Below are 26,002 nucleotides of genomic sequence, written 5' to 3'. Positions count from 1 at the left end.
CCGGACCCGATTTGACCTGTTCCCGCACCCGCCGGATCTCGGCCGGCGCGCGGGTACGGTATTGCGGCAAGGCCATTCGCGCCAGCGCTATTGTGCCCGGGCGCGTCCGGGAGGCGGAACGGGTCCATTCCGCGTGAATGCTTAATCGGGACGTTGAGAGAGGCTATCGGGTATGCTGGATCGGCGCAGCGCTTACGAATATGAGGAGTTGCTGGCCTGCGGCCGCGGCGAACTGTTCGGCCCGGGCAATGCCCAATTGCCGCTGCCGCCGATGCTGATGTTCGATCGCATCACCGAGATCGCCGATACCGGCGGCGAGTTCGGCAAGGGCCTCGTGCGCGCCGAGCTCGACGTGAAGGCGGACCTCTGGTTCTTCGGCTGTCACTTCAAGAACGATCCGGTCATGCCGGGCTGCCTTGGGCTCGACGCGCTGTGGCAGATGGTCGGCTTCTATCTCGGCTGGATCGGCGGTGAGGGCCGCGGCCGGGCGCTGGGCTTGGGCGATTTGAAGTTCGCCGGACAGGTGGTGCCGACCGTCCGCAAGGTTGTGTACAACGTCGACATCAAGCGGGTGATGCGCTCAAAGCTGGTGCTCGGTATCGCCGACGGGTGGCTTTCCATGGATGGCGAGATTATTTATCGCGCCAAGGATCTGAAGGTCGGTTTGTTCAAGCAGGGCACCGCGCCGTCTTGAACTCGAATCTATCGGGACCTCGCGGGCATATTGCATCGTTAATGATCGGCATCGATGCGCGATGGCGCAAGAACACAAGGGTAAGGTGAGGCTGACATGAGGCGGGTTGTCATCACCGGGATGGGCATCGTCTCATCCATCGGCAATAACAGCCAGGAGGTGCTGGCAAGCCTGCATGAGGCGAAGTCAGGTATTTCCCGCGCCGAGAAATACGCGGAGCTCGGCTTCCGTTCGCAGGTGCAGGGTGCGCCGACGCTCAATCCGGCCGACGTGGTGGACCGCCGCGCGATGCGCTTTCTCGGCGAAGGCGCGGCCTGGAATCATGTCGCGATGGAGCAGGCGATCCAGGACGCCGGCCTGCAGGCGGACGAGGTCTCCAGCATCAGGACCGGTATCATCATGGGCTCGGGCGGACCGTCCGCGCGCGCCATCGTCGAGGCCGCCGACATCACCCGCACCAAGGGGCCAAAGCGAGTCGGGCCTTTCGCAGTGCCGAAGGCGATGTCGTCGACGGCGTCGGCCACGCTCGCGACCTGGTTCAAGATCAAGGGTGTGAACTATTCGATCTCGTCGGCCTGCGCGACATCAAATCACTGCATCGGCAATGCCTATGAGATGATCCAGTACGGCAAGCAGGACGTGATGTTTGCCGGCGGCTGCGAGGAGCTCGACTGGTCGCTGTCGGTGCTGTTCGACGCGATGGGCGCGATGTCGTCCAAGCACAACGAGACCCCGGCCACGGCCTCGCGTCCCTATGACGTGGCGCGCGACGGTTTCGTCATCGCCGGCGGCGCCGGCGTCGTCGTGCTGGAGGAGCTCGAGCACGCCAAGGCGCGCGGCGCCAAGATCTATGCCGAGATCGCCGGCTATGGCGCGACCTCCGACGGCTACGACATGGTGGCGCCCTCCGGCGAGGGTGCCGAGCGCTGCATGCGGATGGCGCTGTCGACGGTGAAGAGCAAGATCGACTACATCAACCCGCACGCGACCTCGACGCCGGCCGGCGATCCGCCCGAGATCGAGGCGATCCGCAAGGTCTTCGGCAGTGGCGAGAAGTGCCCGCCGATCGCGGCTACCAAGGCGCTGACCGGTCATTCGCTCGGCGCCACTGGCGTGCAGGAGGCGATCTATTCGCTTCTGATGATGAAGAACGGCTTCATCTGCGAGAGCGCCAACATCACCGAGCTCGATCCTGTGTTCGCGGACATGCCGATCGTGCGCAAGCGCATCGACAATGCGAAGCTCGGCGCGGTGCTGTCCAACTCCTTCGGTTTCGGCGGCACCAATGCGACTTTGGTGTTCAAGCAGCTCGACGCCTGAGATCAGATTATCTGCGGACGATGATGTCTGCACAACAGCATGGCCGGGCGGCCGCCGTCGATCGACGCGGGGACCGTCCCGGCCATTGGCGTCTTCGGACGCTTCGTGACACAATGCCGGCCCGGCGACGTAGAGAGTGGTGACGATGCATGGACTGATGAAGGGCAAGCGCGGGCTGGTCATGGGCATCGCCAATGATCATTCGATCGCCTGGGGCATCGCCAAGGCGCTCGCGGCTCATGGCGCCGAGATGGCCTTCACCTATCAGGGAGACGCCCAGGCGAAGCGCCTGCGGCCGCTTGCGCAGTCGGTCGGCTCCGACATCGTGCTGCCTTGCGAGGTCGAGGACATCGCCAGCGTCGATGCCGTGTTCGACAAGCTGCGCACGAGCTGGGGCGCAATGGATTTCCTGGTCCATGCAATCGGCTTCACCGACAAGAACGAGCTGCGCGGCCGCTATGCCGACACCACGCGCGAGAACTTCCTGCGCACCATGCTGATCTCGTGCTTCTCTTTCACCGAGGTAGCCAAGCGCGCGGCGCCCTTGATGAGCAATGGCGGCGCGATGATCACGCTGACCTTCGGCGCCTCGATGCGGGCGATGCCGAACTACAATGTGATGGGTGTCGCCAAGGCGGCACTGGAATCCTCGGTGCGCTATCTCGCCTCCGATTTCGGTCCCTCCGGCATCAGGGTCAACGCGATCTCGGCCGGGCCGGTGCGCACGCTCGCCGGCTCCGTGATCGGCGATGCCCGCGCGATGTTCGCCTATCAGCAAAAGCATTCGCCGCTCGGCCGCGGCGTCACGCTGGACGAGCTTGGCGGCTCCTCGCTCTATCTGCTGTCGGATCTCTCCGGCGGCGTCACCGGCGAGATCCACTACGTCGATTCCGGCTTCAACATCGTGCTGCAGCCGCGCCCGGAGAACCTGCCGCCGGAGTGAGCTTCAGCGGGCCGCGGCGGGCCGCTTCCAGCGATAATATTTCATCATCCGGCCGTGCGTTGGATCGGCCTCTTCCTTCTCCAGCACGAACCCTTCGCGCTCATACCAGCGCCAGGCCTTCTCGTTGCCAACAGCGCAGCGCAGCCAGATCTCGTCGGGCAACAATTCGCGGGTGAAAGCGAGCAGGTAACGCCCGAGCGACTGGCCTTGATGCGACGGCGCGATCATGAGCTGGTCGAGATAGAGCTTGGGCACGTGCAAGGCGAGCATCGCGGCGAGTGCGCCGCCATCGTCGGCGACATAGAGGCTCCAGCCGTTCGCGATCTCACGCGGGACGCGCTCTTTCAAGATGGCGAGCAGCTTCCCGCTTGGAGCTTCCAGTCCGGTCGAGCACCAGCTCTCCATCCATAGCTTTGCGATAGCGTCGTATTCGTCAGGGCGGGCGGAGCGAATGGTCGGCTCGGGCATGAGCTGCGATCTCAAAGTTTCACGCGACGACCTGATCATGATGCAATTACTCCGTCATTGCGAGGAGCGAAGCGACGAAGCAATCCAGAATCTTTGCGAGGAGAGGGTCTGGATTGCTTCGCTTCGCTCGCAATGACGGCGCGACAGTTGGTGTTGCGCCTCAACGGCAGTTTTGTTCGGGCGCGTGGCGCCGCTGCGACGATCAAATCTTCAAACAAAAAAGGCGGCCCTTGCGGACCGCCCTTTGATGTCTTGATCTCTGCGAGAGTTACTCGCCAGCGGCCTCGCGCGGAGCGTCGGCTTGAGCCGCCGCTTCGGCCTTCTGCTTGGCCTCGAGGTCCTCGCCGGTGGTCTGGTCGACCGCCTTCATCGACAGCCGGGTCTTGCCGCGGTCGTCGAAGCCCAGCAGCTTGACCTTGACCTTGTCGCCTTCCTTGACGACGTCGGAGGTCTTCTGCACGCGCTTGTCGGCGAGCTGGGAGATGTGCACCAGGCCGTCACGCGAACCGAAGAAGTTCACGAAGGCGCCGAACTCCATCACCTTGACGACGGTGCCGTCATAGATCTGGCCGACCTCCGGATCGGAGGCGATCGACTTGATCCACTTGATGGCCGCCTTCATCGCCTCGCCGTCGTTGGAGGCGACCTTCACGGTGCCATCGTCCTCGATGTTGACCTTGGCGCCGGTCTTCTCGACGATCTCGCGGATCACCTTGCCGCCGGTGCCGATCACTTCGCGGATCTTGTCGGTGGCGATCTTGAAGGTCTCGATGCGCGGAGCGTATTCGCCGAGCTCGGCGCGAGCGGCCGTCAATGCCTTCGACATCTCGCCGAGGATGTGGATGCGGCCGTCTCTGGCCTGCGCCAGCGCCACCCGCATGATCTCCTCGGTGATGCCCTCGATCTTGATGTCCATCTGCAGGGAGGTGATGCCGCTCTCGGTGCCCGCGACCTTGAAGTCCATGTCGCCGAGATGGTCCTCGTCGCCAAGGATGTCGGACAGCACAGCGTAGCGCTTGTCCTCGAGGATGAGGCCCATCGCGATGCCGGCCGTCGGCCGCTTCAGCGGCACGCCGGCATCCATCAGCGCCAGCGACGAACCGCAGACGGTGGCCATCGAAGAGGAGCCGTTGGATTCGGTGATCTCGGAGACCACACGCACCGTGTAGGGGAATTCATGGTGCGGCGGCAGCACCGGGTGGATGGCGCGCCAGGCCAGCTTGCCGTGGCCGATCTCGCGGCGCTTAGTGCCGCCGAGGCGACCGGTCTCGCCGACCGAGTAGGGCGGGAAGTTGTAATGCAGCAGGAACGTTTCCTTGTACGTCCCCGACAGCGCGTCGATGTACTGCTCGTCCTCGCCGGTGCCGAGCGTGGTCACGACCAGCGCCTGGGTCTCGCCGCGGGTGAACAGCGCCGAACCGTGGGCGCGCGGCAGCACGCCGACCTCGCAGACGATATTGCGCACGGTCTTGACGTCGCGGCCGTCGATGCGGCGGCCGGTGTCCAGGATGTTCCAGCGAACGATCTTGGCCTCGAGCTCCTTGAACACGTCGGCGACGCGGAGCTTTTCGTATTTCGGCTCGGCGCCTTCCGGGAAGAAGTGCGCGAGCACCTTTTCCTTGGCGGCGGCAACCGCGGCATAGCGCTCCTGCTTGACCGGGATCGCATACGCCTTGCGCAAGTCCTGCTCGACAATGCCGAGCATCTCCTTCTCGATCGCGCTGTTGTCGATGATCGCAACCTCGCGCGGCTCCTTGGCTGCCTTCTCGGCGAGCTCGATGATGGCGTTGATAACCGGCTGGAAATGCCGGTGGCCGAACATCACGGCGCCCAGCATGATGTCCTCGTTCAGCTCCTTGGCCTCCGATTCCACCATCAGCACCGCGTCCGAGGTGCCGGCGACCACCAGATCGAGCTGGGTGTCGGTCATCTCGTCCAGCGTCGGGTTGAGCACGTATTCGTCATTGGCGAAGCCGACGCGGGCGGCTCCAATCGGGCCCTTGAACGGCACGCCGGAGAGCGTCAGCGCGGCAGAAGCCGCCACCATTGCCAGGATGTCCGGATCGTTCTCCATGTCGTGGGACAGGGTCGTGACGATCACCTGGGTCTCGTTGCGCCAAGCATCGACGAACAACGGGCGGATCGGACGGTCGATCAGGCGGGAGACCAGCGTCTCCTTCTCGGTCGGACGGCCCTCGCGCTTGAAGTAGCCGCCGGGAATGCGGCCCGCGGCATAGGCCTTCTCCTGATAGTCGACGGTGAGCGGCAGGAAGTCGACGCCCTCGCGCGGCGCCTTGGCGGCGACGACGGTCGCGAGCACCACGGTCTCGCCATAGGTGGCGACCACGGCGCCGTCGGCCTGGCGGGCGATCTTGCCGGTTTCAAGCTTGAGGGGGCGTCCACCCCAGTCGATCTCGACGGAATGCTTATTGAACATTGATATCTTCTTTCATGAGGTCGGCGAAGAACGGCGCCCCAGAAACACAAAAACCATGCGCAAGATGGCGGGACGCTGAAATGGGATCAGCGTCCGGCGATCCTGCCATGGTTTTCATATTTCGGATGGCGTCCATCCTTCCCGTAGATAACGGGCACCTTGCCCGTCACGCCCAGCGGCCGGATTGCTGCTGGAACGCACTGCACAGTCCACGGAGCCGGCTGGACCTGCTGGTCCGGCATATCCGGCTCCGCCTTTCAACGCACGATCCCGATACACGAGGGCCACTTCAGGCACTTCGCAGGATCATGCAAAAACGCGCGCTTATCAGGCGCGCGTCACCTCCGAACAAAAGCTCAACGACGGATGTTGTGCTTCTCGAGCAGCGCCTTGTAGCGTGCCTCGTCGGTCTTCTTCAGGTAGTCGAGCAGCGAACGGCGGGTCGACACCAGCTTCAGGAGGCCGCGGCGGGAATGGTTGTCCTTGCCGTGGGTCTTGAAATGGCCGGTCAGGTTGTTGATGCGTTCCGACAGGATCGCAACCTGCACCTCGGGCGAACCGGTGTCGCCGGCCTTGGTGGCGTTCGCCTTGATGATTTCCGCTTTGCGCTCGGCGGTAATCGACATCGTCAATCTCTTTCGTTGCGACCGGAGCTGGCTGTCAGTCCGGTCAGGTTGAACACGCGCTTGGGGATGAGTTCGCCATTGCCAATTTCGGCAAGCGCCAAAAGGCGGCCTGCGACCGTGACATAGACTGTGCCGCTCGTATTGGGCGCATCCCGTCCGCGCAACAAAACGGCCTGGCCCCTGTGGAGCCTTGCCGCATCAGCCCGAGTGACGGCCAGTGCCGGGATGTCGTCCAGCGCGGTCTCAACGGGCAAAAGCGCGTCGGCGAGGCTACCCTCGCCGGACGCGGCTCTATTGCATAAAGCCTCCAACTGTTCCAGCGGAATCATGTCGTTCTCGGTAAATGGACCGACCAGGGTGCGCCGGAGCGCGCTGATATGGCCGTAGCAGCCGAGCAGGCGGCCCATATCGCGGGCCAGCGCCCGGACATAGGTTCCCTTGCCGCATTCGGCCTCGAACACCGAATGGGAGGCATCTGTCTGTTCGATAAGGGTTAATTCGTGGATCTCGACCGGCCGCGGGGCCAGCTCGACCACCTCGCCGTCGCGTGCCAGGTCGTAGGCCCGCTCGCCCTGGACCTTGATCGCCGAATAGCGCGGCGGGGTCTGCTCGATCAGGCCGGTGAAGCGGGGCAGCAGGCTGCGAATCGCCTCCGCGCTCGGCCTGATCTCGCTGGTTTGCACCGTCAGGCCCTCTGTGTCGTCGGTATCGCGTTCCTCGCCCCAGGTCACCGTGAAGCGGTAGCGCTTGCGGCCGTCCATCACGAAGGGAACCGTCTTGGTGGCCTCGCCGAGCGCGATCGGCAAGCCCCCCGAGGCGAGCGGATCGAGCGTGCCGGCATGGCCTGCGCGCTTGGCCTGGAACAGCCGCTTGGCCACTGCGACGGCCTGCGTGGAGGTCATGCCGATCGGCTTGTCGAGCACGACCCAGCCGTGGATGTCACGGCGGTCGCGGCGCGGCTGGCCGCCACGCTGATTGTTTCCTTGGCGCTGCTTGTTGCGCGGATCGTTGTTGTCGCGCGGGGCACGCTCGCTCGGGAAATTATTCTTTTTGACGTCGTCGGCCGCGGCGATTGTCGAATCAATCGTGCCGGCTTCGGGGCGCATAGTCATCAGGTCTCATCCGAATCCGAATTAAGGTCTCTCTGCACCGCGGGTGTTCGCAGTAATTTCTCGATCCGTTCCGCTTCATCGAATCGTTCGTCGACGCGGAAGCGAATCTCGGGTGCAAATTTCAGGTTAACGCGACGCGCGATCTCGCCGCGCAGGCTCTTCTTGTTGCGCTCCAGCGCCGCGAGCACGATCTCCGTGTCGCGTCCGCCCAGCGGCATCACGTAAATGGTTGCGAGCTTCAGGTCTGGCGACATCCGCACCTCGGGCACCGTAATGATGTGTCCCTCGAGGTCCGGGTCGTGCGCGCTACCGTGTGAAAGAATCTCGGCGACAGCGTGGCGCACGGTCTCGGCGACGCGGAGCTGTCGCTGCGAGCCGCCGGACGCGGCGCTTCCCCTCTGATGATGGCGTGGCATTTCAATATCCAATGGTCACGACCCGCGGCGATGCGCAGGTGAGCTGAGGCCAATCTTGATGAGTTCAACGACGCTCTATCGAGTTCAACGAGATGCCAGAGTTCAACGAGCTCTGGTGCCCCGCATCGTCCGGGGCACCAGCTCGCTTTCCATTCCACCGCTCGTAAGATTTGGACTTACAGCGAGCGCTGGATCGTCTCCACGCGATAACATTCGATGATGTCGCCGACACGCATGTCGCCGTAGTTCTCGAAGGCCATGCCGCATTCCTGGCCGGCCTGCACTTCCTTCACCTCGTCCTTGAACCGCTTCAAGGTCGACAGCTTGCCCTCGTGAACCACGACGTTGTCGCGGATCAGGCGGACATTGGCGCCGCGCTCCACGGTGCCATCGGTGACCCGGCAGCCCGCGACCTTGCCGACCTTGGAGATGTTGAACACCTCCAGGATCTGCGCATTGCCGAGCATGGTCTCGCGCAGCGTCGGCGCAAGCAGGCCGCTCATCGCCTTCTTCACGTCGTCCACGAGGTCGTAGATGATGTTGTAGTAGCGGATCTCGATGCCGTTGCGCTTGGCGGCCGCTGCGGCCTCCTTGTTGGCACGTACCGAGAAGCCGATGATCGCTGCGTTGAAACCTTCGGCAAGCGTCACGTCGGATTCGCTGATGCCGCCGACGCCGGCATGCAGGATGCGGGCGGCGACCTCCTCGGTGCCGAGCTTCTCCAGCGAGCCGAGAATGGCTTCCAGCGAGCCCTGCACGTCGGCCTTGACGATCAGCGGGAATTCCTTGCGGCCCGCCGTCTTCAACTGCGACATCATCTGCTCGAGCGAGCCGCGCATGCCGGAGACGTTGGCGGCGGCGTTCTCGCGCTTCTGGTGCGCACGATAGCTCGTGACCTGGCGGGCACGGGCCTCGTTCTCGACGACGGCGAGACGATCGCCGGCCTCCGGCGGACCGTTGAAGCCGAGCACCTCGACCGGCACCGACGGGCCGGCCTCCTGCAAGGTCTCGCCCTGGTCCGAGATCAGTGCGCGGACGCGGCCCATCTCGGCGCCGGCGACGATGATATCGCCGACCCGGAGCGTGCCGCGCTGAACCAGCACGGTGGCAACCGGACCACGGCCGCGGTCGAGCTTGGCCTCGATCACGGTGCCTTCGGCCGGGCGATCCGAATTGGTCTTCAGGTCGAGGATCTCGGCCTGCAGCGCGATCATCTCCAAGAGACGATCGAGATTGGTCTTGTTCTTGGCGGAGACCTCGACGTCGACGACATCGCCGCCGAGCGATTCCACCTGCACCTCGTGCTGCAACAGCTCGGTGCGGACGCGCTCGGGCCGGGCATCCGGCTTGTCGATCTTGTTGATCGCGACGATCATCGGCACCTTCGCCGCCTTGGCGTGGTTGATGGCCTCGATCGTCTGCGGCATCACGCCGTCATCGGCCGCGACCACCAGCACGACGATGTCGGTGACCTTGGCTCCGCGGGCGCGCATCGCGGTGAACGCGGCGTGGCCCGGCGTGTCGATGAAGGTGATCTTCTTGCCCGAGTCGGGCGCGGTCACCTGATAGGCACCGATATGCTGGGTGATGCCGCCGGCCTCGCCCGACACCACGTTGGCGTGGCGCAGCGCGTCGAGCAGCGAGGTCTTGCCGTGGTCGACGTGACCCATCACGGTCACGACAGGCGAGCGCGGCTCGGTATCGGTGGAATCGTCGACGACGTCGAACAGGCCCTCCTCGACGTCCGAGGCTGCCACGCGCTTCACCGTATGGCCGAGCTCTTCGGCGATCAGCTGCGCGGTGTCGGCATCGATCACGTCGGTGATCTTGTGCATCGCGCCCTGCTTCATCAGCATGCGGATGACGTCGACCGCGCGCTCCGACATCCGGTTCGCCAGTTCCTGGATGGTGATGGCTTCCGGGATCGTCACCTCGCGGACCAGTTTTTCCTTCTGCTCGTTCGCGGAATGACCTTTCAGGCGCTGGGTGCGGCGGCGGAACGAAGCGATCGAGCGCTCGCGCACATCGTCGGCATTGAGTGCGGTGACGACGGTCAGGCGGCCGCGCTGCTTCTGCGGCGCGGGCTTGTGCGTCGTCTTCGGCGCCATGACGGGGCGCGCGGCGCCGCCCGGGCCGCGCCGGATCTGGCGTGGTCCCTCGTCATCGTCCGCCTCGGCGGCAACCGGGGTGCGGCCGAGAGGGCCACCTGCGGGCTTGGCAGCAGCCGCGGCCGCCGTGCGCGCACCGGCCGGCTGCGCGCCGCCGGGGCGGGAGCTCGGACCGATCTGCGGCGGGCGGCTGCCGGGAGCGCCGATCGGCCGGCCGGGCGCGGACGCCGGACGCGCCGGGGCTGCGGCCGCCGGCTGCGGCGCTGCTGCGGCCTGCGGCCGCCCCTCGCCCTCGCCAAAACGCTTCTTGGCCTCCTGCTCGGCCTTGCGGCGGGCTTCTTCTTCCTGGCGATGCCGCTCTTCCTCGGCCTTGCGGCGGGCTTCGGCGGCCTCTCGCTCGGCGCGTTCGGCAGCCTCGCGCTCGGCACGACGCCGCGCCTCTTCCTCGGCCTGGCGACGCTCCTCGATGTCGCGAACGCGCGCATCGGCCAGCGCGCTGGCGCGCGCGGACCGCTCGTCCTCGGTCAGGGTTCGCAGCACGACACCGGAGCCTCCGCGCTGCGAAGGCCCGCCCGACGGCCGGGGACCGGAGGGGCGAGAGCCTGCTGGCGGTGGCGGCGGCGCCTTGGCGACGACCGGCTCGGGCGCGTGCGGCGCCTCGGGCGCGCCATCGCCGATCCGGCGCTTGCCGCGCTTCTCGACCACCACCTGCTTGCTCCGGCCGTGCGGGAAGCTCTGGCGCACCGTGCCAGTCTCGACGCGCGGCTTGAGCGTCAAGGTCTTGCTCGGGACACTCAGTTTCTTGTCGCCCGGAGTGTTGTTGTCAGCCATTCAGTCGTCCCAATCTAGTTACCTGGGTGCGGAAGCCGCACCGTCCCATTCGTGCAAATCGTCGCTATATCTTCGAATTCCTGGCCGCGGTTCCGGCAGTCTTGTCAGCATCGGCCAGCCGGTATCGGACCAGGATCTGGCTGCGCGACAGGAATGTCCTGCTCGCCGGGCCCGCGAGCACGGCAGCATGTATCACATTTGCCCGCCCTAGTGCCAAATCCAATTCTTCCGAAGTCAAGCACGTGACGATCGGAAGGGCCGGGGCCGATCCCTTGCCGGCTTCGATCTGGCGCGCGAGCGCATCGAGCTTGCGGATTCCGTCGGCGGCGCCGTCGGCCGCGTGGATCAGCGCCGCTAGCGCGGACCTGCCCTGTGGCTGCGACAGGGCGGATTCGACCTTGGCGAAGCCGGTAACGACTTGCCCCGCCTTGGCGGCGATGGCGAGCGCCTCCACGGTGCCGCGCACCAGCAGCGCCTCGGTATGGTCGGCAAGCGTCGGCGCGACGCGAACGTTCTTCTTGAAGCCCCGGCTGAAATGGTGACGGCGGACCGCTTCCGCAACCGTCTGGCGCGAAGCGGTGATCCACAGACCCCGGCCGGGGAGCTTGCGCTTGATGTCAGGAACGACCTCGCCCGAGGGCGCGACGACGAAGCGGATCAGCTCCGCGATCGGCCGCACCTCGCGGCTGACCGCGCACATGCGCATGGTCGCGGACTTTTCGGTCCGCGGTCCATTGTCGAGCTCGGGGTCGGCCATAGCGAGCATGCGGGAAGGGCGCTCCTCATCTCAGGCGCACAGGGTCATGGTGGCGATCGTCCTTGAACGGCGCATCGGTCAGGCCGGCTGTCCCTCGGAGGCCTCGGCCTCAGCTTCGGCCGTCTGCTTGGCGAGATCGGCCTCGCTGATCCAGCCGGCCTTGACGCGGGCCTGCATGACCATCGCTTCGGCGTCGTCTCGGGAGACATCCAGCCCGTCGAGAATGCCGGCATGCTTGGTCGGCTCACCGCCGTCCTTGCGCTCGGTCCAGCCGACCAGATCGTCGGTGGCGCAGCCGGCGAGCTCCTCGACCGTCTTGACGTCGTTCTCGCCGAACTTGACCAGCATCTTGGAGGTGACGCCCGGAACCGTCTTCAGCGCGTCCTCGACGCCGAGCTCCTTGCGCCGCGCCTCCAGCTCGGCCTCCTGCTGCTCCAGGAACTCGCGGGCGCGGGTCTGCAGCTCGGTCGCCGTTTCCTCGTCGAAGCCTTCGATGCCGGCGAGATCCTTGAGATCGACCAGCGCCAGCTCCTCGACCGAGGTGAAGCCTTCGGAGGCGAGCAGCTGACCGACCACCTCGTCGACATTCAGCGATTCCATGAAGACGCGGGTGGAGTTCTCGAAGTCGGCCTGGCGGCGCTCCGATTCCTCCTGCTCGGTCAGGATGTCGATGTCCCAGCCGGTGAGCTGCGAGGCGAGGCGGACGTTCTGGCCGCGGCGGCCGATCGCCAGCGACAGCTGGTTGTTGGTGTCGGGCACCACGACCTCGATGCGCTCGCGGTCCTCGTCGATCACGACCTTGGCGACCTCGGCCGGCGCCAGCGCGTTGACGACGAAGGTCGCGATGTCGGGCGACCACGGGATGATGTCGATCTTCTCGCCCTGCAGTTCGTTCACCACGGCCTGCACGCGCGAGCCGCGCATGCCGACGCAGGCGCCGACCGGGTCGACCGAAGAGTCGCGCGACACCACGCCGATTTTCGCGCGCGAGCCGGGATCGCGCGCCACCGCCTTGATCTCGACGATGCCGTCATAGATCTCTGGCACTTCCTGCGCGAACAGCTTCGCCATGAATTGCGGATGGGTGCGGGAGAGGAAGATCTGAGGCCCGCGCGTTTCGCGGCGGACGTCGAAGATGTAGGCGCGGACGCGGTCGCCGTTGCGGAACACCTCGCGCGGCAGCATCTCGTCACGGCGGATGATGGCCTCGCCGCGGCCGAGATCGACGATCACGCTGCCATATTCGACGCGCTTGACGACGCCGTTGACGATGTCGCCGATGCGGTCCTTGAACTCCTGATACTGCCGGTCGCGCTCGGCCTCGCGCACCTTCTGCACGATCACCTGCTTGGCCGACTGTGCGGCGATGCGGCCATATTCCAGCGGCGGCAACGTGTCGGCGATGGTGTCGCCGATCTGCGCGCCGGGATTGGCCCTGCGGGCGTCGTCCAGCGAGATCTGGTTGGACGCGTTCTCGACCTTCTCGACCACCAGCATGTGGCGCGACAGGCGCAGCTCGCCCTTCTTCGGGTCGATCTCCGCATGGACGTCGGTCTCGCTGCCGTAACGGGCGCGGGCGGCCTTGGCGATGGCATCCTCCATCGCCGCGATCACGATGCCGCGGTCGATCGACTTCTCGCGCGCGACCGCGTCGGCGATCTGCAGCAGTTCGAGTCTGTTGGCGCTGACGGCCATGGCTCAGTCTCCTCTAATCGGGATCGGTCTCGCCTCTGCGCGCGCGTATCCCGGCGAGGCGATGTTGCTTGGTGTTCTTCGGCGGTGGTTTCTTGGCGAGCTGCTTCTTCGCCGCCTTGCCGATCGGCTTCTGCGGCTTTGCGGACGGCTTGGCATGCGGTGCCAGCGGCGGCGCAAGGCCGAGATCGCGTTTCATCTCGCGCTCGGCTGCCTTGCCGCGGCGCATCGACTCGGCGATCAGCTCGTCGGTCAGCACCAGCTTGGCTTCGCCGATATCGGCCATCGGCAGCAGCACGTCCGCCTCCTGGTCCTTCGGCACATCGTCGCGGGTGATCCTCACCGCCTCGCCCTCGACGCCTTTGATAATGCCGCGAAACCGTTTGCGGTTCTGATGGGCGACCGCCATCTCGATCTTGACCAGATGACCGGCGAAGCGCTCGAAATCGGAACGCCGCACCAGCGGCCGGTCGATGCCCGGGGAGGAAATTTCCAGCCGGTAGGCGCGGTCGATGGGATCGGCGATGTCGAGCACCGGGGACAGCGCGCGCGATATCGCCTCGCAATCCTCCAGCTGCATCGAGCCGTCGGGCCGCTCGGCCATGATCTGCACTGTGCAGCCGGCCTCGCCGGAAATGCGGATCCGCACCAGCCGATAGCCCATGCCCTGCAGCACCGGCTCGGCGACTGCCGAAACCCGCGCGGCCACGCCCGGCTCGACCACGAGCCGCGGCTCGGTCAAGAGGTCGGGTGCGACAGGGGCGAACGTCGGTTCGGTCATATCCGTTGTGGTCAGTGGCTCGCGTCCGGTCTTGCGTGTTGTGCCGGGCATCCGCCCAGGCCGACCGCGCCGCCTGTCCCGGTCCAGGGCGCCCTCAGCGGGCTTGCGGGCCGGTCCAAGTAATAAAAAAGAGCGGGTCCGGAACGGGCCCACTCTCACTACGCGATCGTATATGAGAACCTGTAAGTTGCCTGTGATATAGCGGTTTTGCCGGCATCCGGCAAGGGTTCGAAGGATATCGTTTGCGGGTTTTTAGCCTGGCAGCCATCGTCGGGGACCTAACCCTTCCTTCACCAAGATCAGCTAGATTTTGCCAGGGTTGGGTGGCCTGACCGAAGGTTAATGCGTCCGGGCCGGCCGTGTTGCGTTGCGTATCGAGTAGGTTCCATGACTGCCGCCACCTCGCTGATCCCGGGGCTTGACGATATCGTCAGGCACGGCGCTCCCGAACGCCGCATGGAGGCCGTCAGCCGCATCGCCGACCTGTTTTTCGAAGACGCCGAGGCGCTGCCGCCCAGACACATCGATTTGTTTGACGGACTTTTGATCGACCTCGTTCCGCATGCCGACACCCATGCGCGGGTCGATCTGGCAGAGCGGCTGTCGCGGCTGAAGCGGGCGCCGCGCGTGCTGGTCGGGCGGCTGGCACGCGAGAACGAGATCATGGTGGCCGGACCTTTGCTGCGGCGCTCGCCCGTGCTGGACGAGGACGAGCTGGTCGAGATCGCGCATGCCAAGGGGCAGGGCCATCTGCTGGCGATGTCAGAGCGGCCGAGCCTGCCGCCAAGGCTCACCGACGTGCTGGTCCGCCGCGGCGACCGCGACGTGGTCAGGCGCACCGCCAGCAATGACGGCGCGCGGTTCTCGGCCACAGGCTATTCCGAGCTGGTTGGCCGTGCCGGCAAGGACGGCGTGCTCACGCTCGCGGTCGGGCGCCGCGACGATCTGCCGGATGCGCATCTGAAGACGCTGCTCGCCAGTGCGCATGGCGCGATCCGGCGGCGTCTCGCCGACATCGTCAAGCCGGAGCGCCAGGCCAAGATCGAGCAGATGATGGCCGAGCTCGCCGGTAAGGGCGCGCCGGTCGCGGGCAAGCGCAATTTCGTGCCGGCGCAACGAACGGTGCTGGCGCTGTATCAGGCCGGCGGCCTGAACGAGAGCGCCCTGCTCGGTTTTGCACGGCGCCATCAGTATGAGGAGACGGTCGCGACGCTGGCGGCGATGTCGGGCATCAAGATCGAGGCGCTCGACCGCCTGGTGTCCGGGCCGCGTCACGATCCGGTCCTGATCGTCGGGCGCACCATCGGGCTCGAATGGACAACAGTGCATGCGTTGATCCTGATGCGGCTCGGTCCGAAACGAATTCCCGCACCGGTCGACATCGACGCGGCGCGCATCAACTACGCGCGGCTTGTACCCACGACCGCCGAGCGTGTCGTCACGTTCTGGAAGGCGCGGCATTAGAGGCAAGGTACTAACACTTACGGACTAATTAGGTTGGGATTACGCAATTAGTTCAAAATTGTCGCCAAGCGCTCGGTGCACCCTCTCCCCTTGTGGGAGAGGGTGCCCGAGATGCGAAGCATCGAAGGCGGGTGAGGGGTCTCTATCCGCGTTTGCAAATGCCGAGATAACCCCTCACCCGGTGCGAATTTCGCTGCGCTCATTCGCCCCACCCTCTCCCACAAGGGGAGAGGGTGCACCATCGCTGCGGCGATATCAGAGCCAACTAGGTTCTTTGATACGATGTCGTTTCCCCGCGTAATGTAACGTCGGCCGTCGCGGTGTAACACAGCCGAGCTGCTTGCGCGCTGCTACCTCCTGCGAAAGCGCAGATAGCTTGCGACGCGGCCCTCGCGCGTGGCCTTCTGGCCGTAGCGCGTCATGGTGTAGCCGGGCCAGGGCAGGCGCCAGTCGTCGGCGCGCTCCGCGGTCCAGGCGAAGTCCGGCGAGCGCAACAGATGCCAGAGCGTCCAGTCGCAATAGGTGTCGATGTCGCTGACGAAGCGGAATTCGCCGCCGCTCCTGAGCACGCGCGCCATCGCGGCTATGGTGGCGTCCTGCACGAAGCGGCGCTTCCAGTGCCGCCGCTTCGGCCAGGGGTCGGGATGGATCAGATCGATCCGCGACAGCGATTGCGGTGGCAGCCAGGCGAGCAGCTCGGCGGCGTCGCCGGCGAACAGGCGAATATTATGAATATCGTGGGCCTCGATCTGCGCCAGGATCTTGGCCATGCCGTTGATGTAGGGCTCGCAGCCGATGAAGCCGGTGCTCGGGAACGAGCGTGCCTCGGCGACAAGATGCTCGCCGCCGCCGAAACCGATTTCGAGCCGCAGCTCAGCCGCTTTCGGGTCAAATAGATCCAATGGCGCAGCCGGCGGCGGCGCCTTGATATCGAGCGCGAGTCTGGGCAGCAGATGATCGATCAGATCGGCCTGATGCGTACGGAGCTTGTGACCCTTGCGCCGGCCAAAGAACGATCCATGACGATGCGCCTCGTCGGGGGCACCCGAACCGTGGTTGTCTCGAATGTGAGCGGCAGCGTTCATAGCAGGGTCTGATACAGCCGATACAGGAGCCGCGTCCGCGGCTCGATCGAGGAAATATACATCTGTTCGTAGTGTGTATGCGCGCCCTTGCCGTCGACGCCAAGCCCGTCGAGGGTGGCGGTAAAGGGCGCGGTGAAATTGCCGTCGGAGCCGCCGCCGGTGACCATGTCGGCAAGGTCGAAGCCGAGCTCTTTGGCCAGTGTCTTCGCATGCTCGAACAACGCCGCGCCGGCATTGCTCTTCTCATAAGGCGGCCGGTTAAGCGCGCCCGTCACCTGCACGGTGACGCCTTCCGTCCTGGAGGTGAGACCGAGAATCTTCGGGATGATCTCCTCGGCGTCCGCCTGTGTCGGCAGCCGCGCATCGACCTCCGCGTGAGCGTGTTCGGCGATCACGTTCGGCCGGGTGCCGCCCCTGACGACGCCGACATTCACGCTGACGCCACGCTTCAGATCGTTGAGAGCCTCGAGTGTGTTGATGACATTGGCGAGCTCGCGGATGGCGCTGCGGCCATCTTCAGGTTTCGCGCCGGCATGGGCCGGCACGCCAGTGATCGACACGTCGAAACGCGCCACGCCCTTGCGGCCTGTGACGATCTTGCCGCCATCGCGGGCCGGCTCGGTCACTAGCACGTATTTTGCGTTGTGGCCGAGCTCTTCGATCAGGACCCGCGACGTCGGGCTGCCGATCTCCTCGTCCGACACGAACAGATGTGTGATGCCGAGCGGCGAGCGCGCGCCGTCAGCGCAGATCTGCCGGAAAGCGCGATAGGCGAGATACGCTCCGCCCTTCATGTCGTAGATGCCAGGGCCGAAGGCGACGTCACCATCAATCGAGAACGGCAGCCGATCGATGAAGCCGATCGGATGCACGGTGTCGAGATGGCTCAGCACCAGGATGCCGGGCGCGTCCTGCCCCCACGATGAACGAGCGATCAGATGGTCTCCGCAGCCGTCGCGGCCTGCAACACGCTCGATCGTCGCGGGCAGGTCGCGATAGCCGTCGGCGACCAGTGTCGCGAGGCGGTTGACCTGGTCGGGCGCATCGGTCGGCGTCTCGATCTCGACCCAGCGGCGAATGCCGTCGAGGATGTCCTTGCTGTCGAAGGGATTTGATGCGGAGGCGGTCATGAGTGGCATCGCTCGATGTGATGGATTCTCGTTATATCGTTATAACCGGCATTTCTCTTGTGCCACACTTCGGGTTTCCTTGCGGCAACCCGACGACGATGTGGCAGAGAACGCCGGCCAGGTAATGATTACTAATGTAGCTGATGGGTGGTCGCCTGCTTCCCGAAGGGAGCAAGGGGCATCCGCGACATCGGCGTCCATTCTTTGGACAGTGGTGATTGATCGCACTGCGACGAAGCGGTGTCTCTTCTGTTGATCAGCGCCGTTCAGGAGCCGGCTTGCTAACAAAACAGCAAAGGGCGCGATAGCTGTTCGTTGAACGAAAGCCATCGCGCCCTTTTCAGATCAATCCAGTTTATTGCGCTATTAGCTCTCCTTATGAACTCGGAAAACCAGCGCAATATGATCAGCGATCATCAGGTCCTTCGCGGTCGGCAATCTGCTCGACCAGATCGACGATGCTGCGGCGAAGCTTGGAGTCGTTGATCCGCGTGAACGCGCGGGTCAAAGCCAAACCTTCCGAGGTTGCGAGAAAGTCGGACACGTAAGCGGGCGACGCGCCCTCGCCGAATCCCTCGCCATTAGTCCCGCCGCTTGGAACTCCCTCGAACAAGAACGACACCGGGACCTGGAGGACCTCGGAAATCTGCTGAATTCGGCTCGCACCAACGCGGTTCGTGCCCTTTTCGTATTTCTGTATCTGCTGGAATGTGAGGCCGAGAGCCTCACCGAGCTTTTCCTGGCTCATGCCCAGCATGATACGGCGCATCCGCACCCGGCTGCCGACATGTTTGTCAACAGGGTTGGGCGCTTTCGTCGACATCTCTCACACTCCTTGAAATCTGGCCTTGGGAATGAGGCCACCGCAGTATGCCTCAGGCGCTAACACCGTCAATTTCTGCTCGGATGTTGTTACGAAGGAAGACGTGTTGAGCAACGAACTGACAGATCGTACTGCCGCGCGAGAATGCGAATTGCGATGTCGATCTGTCAACACTTGTAGTTTTGCTTGTCAAAAAAAATCTTACCGCCGCGAAAAGAAACAAGAATGTGCAACTATCTCGCAACGCTTTTGGCTGCGCGGCGTCGGAAGACGACAAGCAGAGCGGCTGCAAGCAGCACGGCGGCGGGAATGTCGCCGCTTCGCGCGTAGATCGTCGGCGCGATTGCCGCCGGCAATGACGAATCGAGAACGCCCTCGACGCCGAGACCGAGCTCAGCGATATTTCGACCTAGCGGATCGATTACGGCTGAAATTCCGGTGTTGGCGGCGCGCACCAAAGGCAAACCTTGCTCGATGGCGCGCCACTGTGCCTGCTGCAGGTGCTGATGCGGGCCCGTCGAGATTCCAAACCAGCCGTCATTTGTCAGATTGACCATCCATCCGGGGCGATCTGCGCTGTTTTGCGCCGCAACGTAATCGGGAAAGATCGCTTCGTAGCAGATCAAGGGTAGAGCTCGTGGAGCGCGCGGAATGTCCAGCTTGCGAGAGAGAGTGCCGGAAATGAATCCGCCCTGGACTTTTGTGAGTTGCTCAAAGCCCAGCCGCTCCATCAAGCCCTGCAACGGCAGATACTCACCAAATGGAACTAAGTGGAGCTTGTCGTAGACTGATAGGATGTTGCCGTCGTGATCGATCACATAGATGGAGTTATAGGCGCGCGTGACTCGTGCATTTCGTGGCCCGTCTGGTGCACGTACTGAACCAGTGATCAGGACAGTTCCCGGCTGCAGCAGATCGGCGATTTGCGCCATCGCATCGGCCTCGCGCGTCAGGAAGAATGGAAACGCCGACTCGGGCCAGATCAGTATATTGACATCATGCACACCCGTCGCCCTCGGGCCAGAGGCGCGATCCGATAGCGTGAGGTATTTCCGCATCACCTCCGCCTTGGCGGAGTAGTTGAACTTCACGTCCTGCTGCAGGTTCGGCTGCATGATGCGGAGCTTCAGATCGGGCACCATGGCGGTCGGACGCAGCGCCAGGCGCACCGCACCGAATGTTCCCATCGCGAGCAGCACGACGAGTGCAGCGAGAGGCGCGAGCCACGGCCGCACGCCGCGTCGTCCGCTGTCGATCAGCGCCGCAGGACTGGCAAAGATCGCAATCGCGATCAGTGTCATGCCCCACAACCCGACCAGCGAGGCCGGCTGCGCCAGCGCCAATGGCGTCGAGAGCGCATAGCCGAACGTATTCCAGGGAAACCCGGTCAAGACATGGCCGCGCAGCCATTCGCTCAAGGTGAGCGCGGCCGCAAGCGCCAGCACCCGCGAGGCGTCGCGGGTCCAGATCAGTCGCGCCAGCGCGCAGCCGATGGCCGGAAACAATGCAAGATAGGCCGGCAGCCCGAGCACCGCGAACGGCATCAGCCAGGCGAAGGTGTCGGCGTCGACCAGAAAGGCGTAGCCGATCCAGTAAAGGCCGGGCACGAAATAGCCGAGCCCGAACCAGAAGCCGGTCAGCGCCGCCGCCGGCACGCCGCGATAGCGTCCGGCGCCGGCGCCATCGATCAGCCAGACCAGCACGGGAAAGGTGACGAACAAAATGGGCCAGGCGTTGAACGGCGCCATCGCCAGCGCGGAGAGCGCACCTGCAACAAGCGCGAGGACTGCGCGCTTCCAGCCCCAGGACAGGATGATGGCGAGCGCGACGCTGCGCAGCTTGGATGTGGCGATCACTGCGGGCCCGCTCCATCGCCGGTCGGCGGGCTGGCATTGTCACTGCCGGAGGCTTGTCCAGCCTCCGGTGGCGCACCGGACTCTGGATTCGGCTCTGGCGCGCTCTCGGTCGGCGCCTCGGTTGCCGTGTCCGGTGCGGCTTCGCGGCGTCCCCGCTCACGCGGGACGCGCGGCGCAGGACGTTCCTTGCGCAGCGCAATGCGCAGCCGCTTGACGCGGCGCGGATCGGCGTCCAGCACCTCGACTTCGAAGTGGCCGGGGCCGGAGATCAATTCGCCGCGCACCGGCAGCCGCCCGACATGATTGACGAGATAGCCGCCCAGCGTCTCGACGCCTTCGCCGGCCTCGCCGGTGACGAAGTCCTCGCCGATCACGGCGCGTACGTCCTCGAGGCCCGCACGCGCATCGGCGATGAACGAGCCGTCGGCCTGGCGCACGATCGCCGGCGGCTCGTCGCTGTCATGCTCGTCGTCGATCTCGCCGACGATCTGCTCGACGAGGTCCTCGATCGAGACCAGCCCGTCGGTGCCGCCATATTCGTCGACCACGAGCGCCAGATGAATGCGTGAGGCCTGCATCTGCGCCAGCAGGTCGATCGCGCGCATCGACGGCGGCACGTACAGCAGTTTGCGGATGATGTTGGCGTCCGACAGCGGCATCGACAGATCGACGGTGCGCAGGTCGAGGCCCGCCGGCAGCGGCTTCTTGCGCTTCGACTTCACCGCTTCGGGCAGGCGCGCCTGCGCCGTCATGAAGGCGAGCAGATCGCGGATGTGGACCATCCCTTCGGGATCATCCAGCGTGTCATTGTAGACCACGAGGCGGGAATGCGATGCGCTCTCGAACAAACTCATCAGCTCGCCCAGCGGAATGTCGCGCTTGACCGCGACGATGTCGGCGCGATGCACCATCACGTCGGCGATGCGCCGCTCGTGCAGATCGAGGATGTTGCGCAACAGCGTGCGCTCGACCGCGGAGAAGCCGATGTCGTCAGGCTGGGAAGCATCGAGCACGACCTGCAGGTCGTCGCGCACCGAGCCGCCGCCCTTCCAGCCGAACAGATTGCGGATCGCGCGCACCAGCCAATTCTCGGATGGCGTGCGGCCGACCTCGCTTGGCGCAACCACGGCCGGCAGATTGCGCGTGTTGCGCGGATTGTCGTGGATCGGCTCGGAATCTGACATGGTCAATCCATCCGCTCCCGGTCCGCATAGGGATCAGGAATCCCGAGCTGCGCCAGGATCTCGGTCTCGAGCGCCTCCATCTCCTCGGCCTCGTCATCGGTCTCGTGATCATAGCCGATCAGATGCAGGAAGCCGTGCACGGTGAGATGGCTCAAATGATGCTCGAACGGCTTTTGCGCCTCGTCCGCCTCGCGGCGCATCGTCTCAAAGGCGATCGCAATGTCGCCGAGCATGCGCGGCGGATCATCCTCGCCAACCGGGCCCGTCGGCTGCAGAGCGGGAAAGGACAGCACGTTGGTCGGTTTGTCGATGCCGCGCCAATTATTGTTGAGGATGCGAATGCCGGCATCGTCGGTCAGCATCACCGCGATCTCGGCCTCGCCGATATCCGCATCGGAAAGCTGCGCAGCCGCGTCGATCGCGCGCTGAATCACCGCTTCGGCGTCGGGCTGGTCCTGCCAGCAATCGGCGGCGACGATCACCTCGGTTATTGGAATGGAACGGGTCATCTCTTCAAATATGTATGCGCATGATACGCCGCGCGCAGCGCGCCCGCGCAATCCGCCGCTGTTGTGCTACCGCTCTTTCGCGCCCTCATAGGCCGCAACGATCCGCGCCACCAGTTCGTGCCGAATGACATCCTCGCCGGTGAACCGCACCTGCGCGATGCCGTCGACGCCGTCGAGCAGCCTGGCAGCTTCGGCAAGGCCGGAGGTCTGCCCATTGGGCAGGTCGACCTGCGACGGGTCGCCGGTGATGATCATCCGGCTGTTCTCGCCCAATCGGGTGAGGAACATCTTCATCTGCATGGACGTGGTGTTCTGCGCCTCGTCCAGGATGATCGCGGCATTGGTGAGGGTACGGCCGCGCATGAAGGCGAGCGGGGCGATTTCGATCTCGCCGGCCTGCAGTGCACGCTCGACGATCCGCGCATCCATCAGATCATAGAGCGCGTCGTAGATCGGGCGCAGATAAGGATCGACCTTCTCACGGAGATCACCGGGCAGGAAGCCGAGTCGCTCGCCGGCTTCGACAGCAGGCCGCGACAGGATGATGCGATCGACCTCCTTGCGTTCGAACAGTTGCGCGGCGTGCGCCACGGCCAGCCACGTCTTGCCGGTGCCGGCCGGGCCGATGCCGAACACCAGCTCATGGCGTTTCAGCGCGCGGATGTAGGAGTCCTGCGCCGCAGTGCGGGCGCGCACCGGACGCTTGCGCAAGTTGATGCTCTCGAACGCCTGCTTCGCATTCTTGGCGTCGAATTCGAACAACGAGCCCTGCGCGACCACGGCGCGGATGGCGCCGTCGACATCGCCTTGCGCCAGATCGTGGCCCTTCACCGCCTGCTCATAAAGCGTTTCCAGCACCCGCCGCGCCGCGTCGCAGCTGTCGCGGGTGCCGCCGATGGTGATGTGATTGCCGCGGGAATCGACCACGACGCCGAGCCGGCGCTCGACCAGCGCGAGGTTCTGGCCGTAAGGGCCGACCAGCGCGGAAGCGGCGCGATTATCGTCGAAATCGATGACGACCTGCGTCTCGGGCGGAATGGACATGTCACGGTCGAACTTGCGGCTGGGAGCGAGGGAAGGCGAATCCGATGCGCTCTTGGGCAAGGGTTCAGGCTCCGATGGTGGCAGATGGCACAGACAGACGCGGCGCAGATGCAGTCGCGTCAATGGCGAGCGCGCCGAGCAGGCTGTAGCGCTCGAGGCCGTCGATCCGGACCGGCAGCACCTGTCCGACGATCTCGTCCGACGCCATCACATGGGCTGGCTGCAGATAAGCGGTGCGGCCGACGATCTGGCCTGGATTGCGGGCCGGCCGCTCGAATAGCACGTCGACGGTGGTGCCGATCGCGGCCCTGTTGAAGGCGGATTGCTGGCTGTCGATCAACGTCTGGAGGCGCTCCAATCGCTCGTCCATCTCGGCTGCCGGCACCATCTCCTGCATGTCCGCCGCGGGCGTGCCCGGTCGCGGCGAATATTTGAACGAATAAGCTGCAGCGTAGCCGATTTGTGCGACAAGCGCGAGGGTGGCGCGAAAATCCTGCTCGGTTTCCCCGGGAAAGCCGACGATGAAATCCGATGAAAACGCAATGTCTTGGCGCGCGGTACGAAACTTGTCGACGACTTTTTGATAGTCGGCCGCGGTATGTTTCCTGTTCATTGCGGCCAGAATCCGGTCCGAACCGGACTGCACGGGCAGATGCACGAACGGCATCAGCTCGGAGAGATCGCGATGCGCCGCGATCAGGCTGTCGTCGACATCATTGGGATGGCTGGTCGAATAGCGCAGGCGCGCCACGCCCGGAATCTCAGCAAGATGATAGAGCAGTCGGCCGAGCGACCAGCTGCGGCCGTCCAGTCCCTCGCCGTGATAGGCGTTGACGTTCTGGCCGATCAGCGTGATCTCGCGCACGCCATTGTCGACCAGCCGTTTCACCTCGTCCTCGATCTTGGCGACCGGGCGGGATATCTCGCTGCCGCGCGTATAAGGCACGACGCAGAACGTGCAGAACTTGTCGCAGCCTTCCTGCACGGTGACGAAGGCCGAGATGCCGCGGGCACGGATCGCGTCGCGCTTGGGCGCCGGCAGGTGGTCGAATTTGTCGTCGGCGGGAAACTCGGTCTCGATCGCGCGCTCGCCACGCGCGGCACGCTTCAGCAGATCCGGCAGATGGTGATAGCTCTGCGGGCCGACCACGACGTCGACCGTCGGTGCGCGCGCAATGATCTCGTCGCCTTCCGCCTGCGCGACACAGCCGGCGACGGCGATCTTCATCGCGCGACCTTGCCTCGCCGCCTCGTCCTTGGCGACGCGCAGCCGGCCAAGCTCCGAATAGACCTTCTCGGAGGCCTTTTCGCGAATGTGGCAGGTGTTGAGGATCACAAGGTCCGCCTCATCGACGCTTGCCGTCTCCACAAAACCCTCGCCGCCGAGCGAATCCACCATGCGCTGGGCATCGTAGACGTTCATCTGGCAGCCATAGGACTTGATATGCAGCTTGCGCGGCGGCGTCATTGATCCTGCTTGGTCGATTGGGCTCCGGCCCGGTTTGCGGCCACGCGCCGGCATTCCCGGCGTGCGGGGCTCAGATATAGCCTAAGCCTTCGAAAATCCAGCGATCGGAGCTTGCTTTTGGCCAAATTGGGCGATCAGGGCCGGTAAGTGGCGCATATCGCCGAAAGTCGCGGTCGCACCGGCGGCCTGCAGGGTGGCGGCATGGTCCGGACCGCAATGGCTGCCGCCGTGAAACCCGAGCACGGTCATGCCGGCGGCCGCGGCCCCGGTGATGCCGGCGACGCTGTCCTCGACGACGATACAGGCCGACGGCGCGGCCTTCATCTGCGCGGCGGCGAACAGGAACAGGTCCGGGGCTGGCTTGCCGTTCGCGACCTGCGAGGACGAAAAAATGTTCGGTGCGAAGCGGTCGTAGAGCCGGGTCGCGCCGAGACTGACGCGCATGCGCTCATGCGAGCCGGAGGAGGCGACGCAGACCGGCAGGTCGATGGCGTCGAGCGCTTGTGTGATGCCGATCACGGCCTGAAGGTCGGCCTCGAAGGCGCTGAACAGGCGCTCGCGCAGCCGCTCGGTGAAATCATCGGGAAGGCTGCGGCCGAGCTCGGCTTCGACCTCAAGCCGCGCTTGCTTCGCCGAGCGTCCGAGGAAGCGATCGAACACTTGCGCCGCGGTGATGGGATAGCCGCTCGCGCTGAGCACATCGGCATGGGCCTGGCAGGAGATCACCTCGCTGTCGACCAGCACGCCGTCGCAATCGAAGATGATGAGATCGAAGGCCACGCTCCGTTATGCCGCTCAGGAGGCGTCTTCGTCGAGCGGCACGCAATAGAGCTCGAGCCGGTGATCGACCAGCTTGTAGCCGAGCTTGCGCGCGATCTCGGCCTGCAGCTTCTCGATCTCCTCCGAGGTGAATTCGATCACCTTGCCGTCGCGCAGATTGATCAGGTGGTCATGATGGCTGTCGCGCATCTGTTCGTAGCGGGCGCGGCCCTCGCGGAAATCGTGGCGCTCGATGATGCCGGCGTCCTCGAACAGCTTCACGGTGCGATAGACAGTTGAGATCGAGATCTTGTCGTCGACGGCGACACAGCGGCGATACAGTTCCTCCACGTCGGGATGATCGACCGCCTCAGCCAGCACGCGCGCGATGACGCGACGCTGCTCGGTCATGCGCATACCGGTCGCGGCGCAGCGGGCCTCGATACCGGCGGATTTCGGCGCGGACGTGGTCTTCAAGGAGGTCATGGCTGTCTC

At 64.8% G+C, this 26,002-nt stretch carries 23 protein-coding genes; 4 read left to right on the top strand and 19 right to left on the bottom strand.

The features are described from left to right. Nucleotides 1–172: 172 nt before the first annotated feature. The 3 genes from fabA to fabI all read left to right on the top strand — a co-directional run bounded on the left by fabA (nucleotide 173) and on the right by fabI (nucleotide 2,957). A complete protein-coding gene (fabA, locus tag P6U24_RS00370) occupies nucleotides 173–694 on the top strand; it encodes a 3-hydroxyacyl-[acyl-carrier-protein] dehydratase FabA (protein WP_407157251.1) in 522 nt (173 codons plus the stop codon). 96 nt (nucleotides 695–790) lie between these two features. Next, a complete protein-coding gene (fabB, locus tag P6U24_RS00365) occupies nucleotides 791–2,014 on the top strand; it encodes a beta-ketoacyl-ACP synthase I (RefSeq protein WP_407157250.1) in 1,224 nt (407 codons plus the stop codon). A 145-nt stretch (nucleotides 2,015–2,159) separates the two neighbouring features. Next, a complete protein-coding gene (fabI, locus tag P6U24_RS00360; protein WP_407157249.1) occupies nucleotides 2,160–2,957 on the top strand; it encodes an enoyl-ACP reductase FabI in 798 nt (265 codons plus the stop codon). Nucleotides 2,958–2,960: 3 nt separating this feature from the next. Here the strand turns inward: fabI and P6U24_RS00355 are convergent, their stop codons facing one another. From P6U24_RS00355 to rimP, 9 genes are all read right to left on the bottom strand, one after another. Then, a complete protein-coding gene (locus P6U24_RS00355; RefSeq protein ID WP_407157248.1) occupies nucleotides 2,961–3,425 on the bottom strand; it encodes a GNAT family N-acetyltransferase in 465 nt (154 codons plus the stop codon). Nucleotides 3,426–3,693: 268 nt separating this feature from the next. Then, a complete protein-coding gene (pnp, locus tag P6U24_RS00350) occupies nucleotides 3,694–5,862 on the bottom strand; it encodes a polyribonucleotide nucleotidyltransferase (RefSeq protein WP_407157247.1) in 2,169 nt (722 codons plus the stop codon). A 356-nt stretch (nucleotides 5,863–6,218) separates the two neighbouring features. Next, a complete protein-coding gene (gene rpsO / locus P6U24_RS00345) occupies nucleotides 6,219–6,488 on the bottom strand; it encodes a 30S ribosomal protein S15 (RefSeq protein WP_407157246.1) in 270 nt (89 codons plus the stop codon). Nucleotides 6,489–6,490: 2 nt separating this feature from the next. Next, nucleotides 6,491–7,600 carry a tRNA pseudouridine(55) synthase TruB gene (truB, locus tag P6U24_RS00340; protein WP_407157245.1) on the bottom strand — a complete coding sequence of 370 codons (1,110 nt, stop codon included), beginning with the start codon at nucleotides 7,598–7,600 and terminating at the stop codon, nucleotides 6,491–6,493. Continuing rightward, nucleotides 7,600–8,016, bottom strand: a complete 417-nt coding sequence (gene rbfA / locus P6U24_RS00335; protein ID WP_407157244.1) for a 30S ribosome-binding factor RbfA — start codon at nucleotides 8,014–8,016, stop codon at nucleotides 7,600–7,602. Before rbfA ends, truB begins: the two co-directional genes overlap by 1 nt. Nucleotides 8,017–8,192: 176 nt before the next feature. Continuing rightward, the gene (infB, locus tag P6U24_RS00330) at nucleotides 8,193–10,955 is read right to left on the bottom strand and encodes a translation initiation factor IF-2 (protein ID WP_407157243.1); all 2,763 of its coding nucleotides are present in this window, start codon (nucleotides 10,953–10,955) and stop codon (nucleotides 8,193–8,195) included. A gap of 64 nt (nucleotides 10,956–11,019) precedes the next feature. Continuing rightward, nucleotides 11,020–11,721 carry an RNA-binding protein gene (locus P6U24_RS00325; RefSeq protein WP_407157242.1) on the bottom strand — a complete coding sequence of 234 codons (702 nt, stop codon included), beginning with the start codon at nucleotides 11,719–11,721 and terminating at the stop codon, nucleotides 11,020–11,022. 69 nt (nucleotides 11,722–11,790) lie between these two features. After that, nucleotides 11,791–13,407 (bottom strand): transcription termination factor NusA, encoded by a 1,617-nt coding sequence (nusA, locus tag P6U24_RS00320; RefSeq protein WP_407157241.1) that lies wholly within the window; start codon nucleotides 13,405–13,407, stop codon nucleotides 11,791–11,793. Between the two features lie 13 nt (nucleotides 13,408–13,420). Then, a complete protein-coding gene (gene rimP / locus P6U24_RS00315; RefSeq protein WP_407157240.1) occupies nucleotides 13,421–14,185 on the bottom strand; it encodes a ribosome maturation factor RimP in 765 nt (254 codons plus the stop codon). Nucleotides 14,186–14,572: 387 nt separating this feature from the next. On the opposite strand from rimP, the gene P6U24_RS00310 reads away from it, so the two are divergent. Next, nucleotides 14,573–15,649 (top strand): DUF2336 domain-containing protein, encoded by a 1,077-nt coding sequence (locus P6U24_RS00310; protein ID WP_407157239.1) that lies wholly within the window; start codon nucleotides 14,573–14,575, stop codon nucleotides 15,647–15,649. 350 nt (nucleotides 15,650–15,999) lie between these two features. Here P6U24_RS00310 and trmB read toward each other — a convergent pair whose 3' ends face one another. The 10 genes from trmB to P6U24_RS00260 all read right to left on the bottom strand — a co-directional run bounded on the left by trmB (nucleotide 16,000) and on the right by P6U24_RS00260 (nucleotide 25,993). Next, on the bottom strand, nucleotides 16,000–16,734 hold the full coding sequence (trmB, locus tag P6U24_RS00305; protein WP_407157238.1) for a tRNA (guanosine(46)-N7)-methyltransferase TrmB: 735 nt from the start codon (nucleotides 16,732–16,734) through the stop codon (nucleotides 16,000–16,002). Further along, entirely contained in the window at nucleotides 16,731–17,864 is a 1,134-nt protein-coding gene (locus P6U24_RS00300) for a M20 family metallopeptidase (RefSeq protein WP_407157237.1), read from the bottom strand. The genes trmB and P6U24_RS00300 overlap by 4 nt, the downstream gene beginning before the upstream one ends. A gap of 406 nt (nucleotides 17,865–18,270) precedes the next feature. After that, a complete protein-coding gene (locus P6U24_RS00295; RefSeq protein ID WP_407157236.1) occupies nucleotides 18,271–18,687 on the bottom strand; it encodes a helix-turn-helix domain-containing protein in 417 nt (138 codons plus the stop codon). 233 nt (nucleotides 18,688–18,920) lie between these two features. Then, nucleotides 18,921–20,543 carry an apolipoprotein N-acyltransferase gene (lnt, locus tag P6U24_RS00290; RefSeq protein WP_407157235.1) on the bottom strand — a complete coding sequence of 541 codons (1,623 nt, stop codon included), beginning with the start codon at nucleotides 20,541–20,543 and terminating at the stop codon, nucleotides 18,921–18,923. After that, complete coding sequence (locus P6U24_RS00285) at nucleotides 20,540–21,727, bottom strand: CBS domain-containing protein (protein ID WP_407157234.1); 1,188 nt, start codon at nucleotides 21,725–21,727, stop codon at nucleotides 20,540–20,542. The genes lnt and P6U24_RS00285 overlap by 4 nt, the downstream gene beginning before the upstream one ends. 2 nt (nucleotides 21,728–21,729) lie before the next feature. Next, entirely contained in the window at nucleotides 21,730–22,236 is a 507-nt protein-coding gene (gene ybeY, locus P6U24_RS00280) for an rRNA maturation RNase YbeY (RefSeq protein ID WP_407157233.1), read from the bottom strand. Between the two features lie 66 nt (nucleotides 22,237–22,302). Further along, nucleotides 22,303–23,340 carry a PhoH family protein gene (locus P6U24_RS00275; RefSeq protein ID WP_407157232.1) on the bottom strand — a complete coding sequence of 346 codons (1,038 nt, stop codon included), beginning with the start codon at nucleotides 23,338–23,340 and terminating at the stop codon, nucleotides 22,303–22,305. Nucleotides 23,341–23,344: 4 nt separating this feature from the next. After that, nucleotides 23,345–24,748, bottom strand: coding sequence for a tRNA (N6-isopentenyl adenosine(37)-C2)-methylthiotransferase MiaB (gene miaB / locus P6U24_RS00270; protein WP_407157231.1), 1,404 nt, complete (start codon nucleotides 24,746–24,748; stop codon nucleotides 23,345–23,347). Nucleotides 24,749–24,829: 81 nt separating this feature from the next. Further along, a complete protein-coding gene (locus P6U24_RS00265) occupies nucleotides 24,830–25,528 on the bottom strand; it encodes an HAD family hydrolase (protein ID WP_407157230.1) in 699 nt (232 codons plus the stop codon). Between the two features lie 15 nt (nucleotides 25,529–25,543). Further along, nucleotides 25,544–25,993, bottom strand: a complete 450-nt coding sequence (locus P6U24_RS00260; protein ID WP_407157229.1) for a Fur family transcriptional regulator — start codon at nucleotides 25,991–25,993, stop codon at nucleotides 25,544–25,546. Nucleotides 25,994–26,002 lie beyond the last annotated feature (9 nt).

This window comes from Bradyrhizobium sp. STM 3557 (assembly GCF_045571465.1).
Lineage (GTDB): Bacteria > Pseudomonadota > Alphaproteobacteria > Rhizobiales > Xanthobacteraceae > Bradyrhizobium.
The sequence above is the reverse complement of the archived record's forward strand: the minus strand, read 5'-3'. Positions and strand labels throughout refer to the sequence as shown.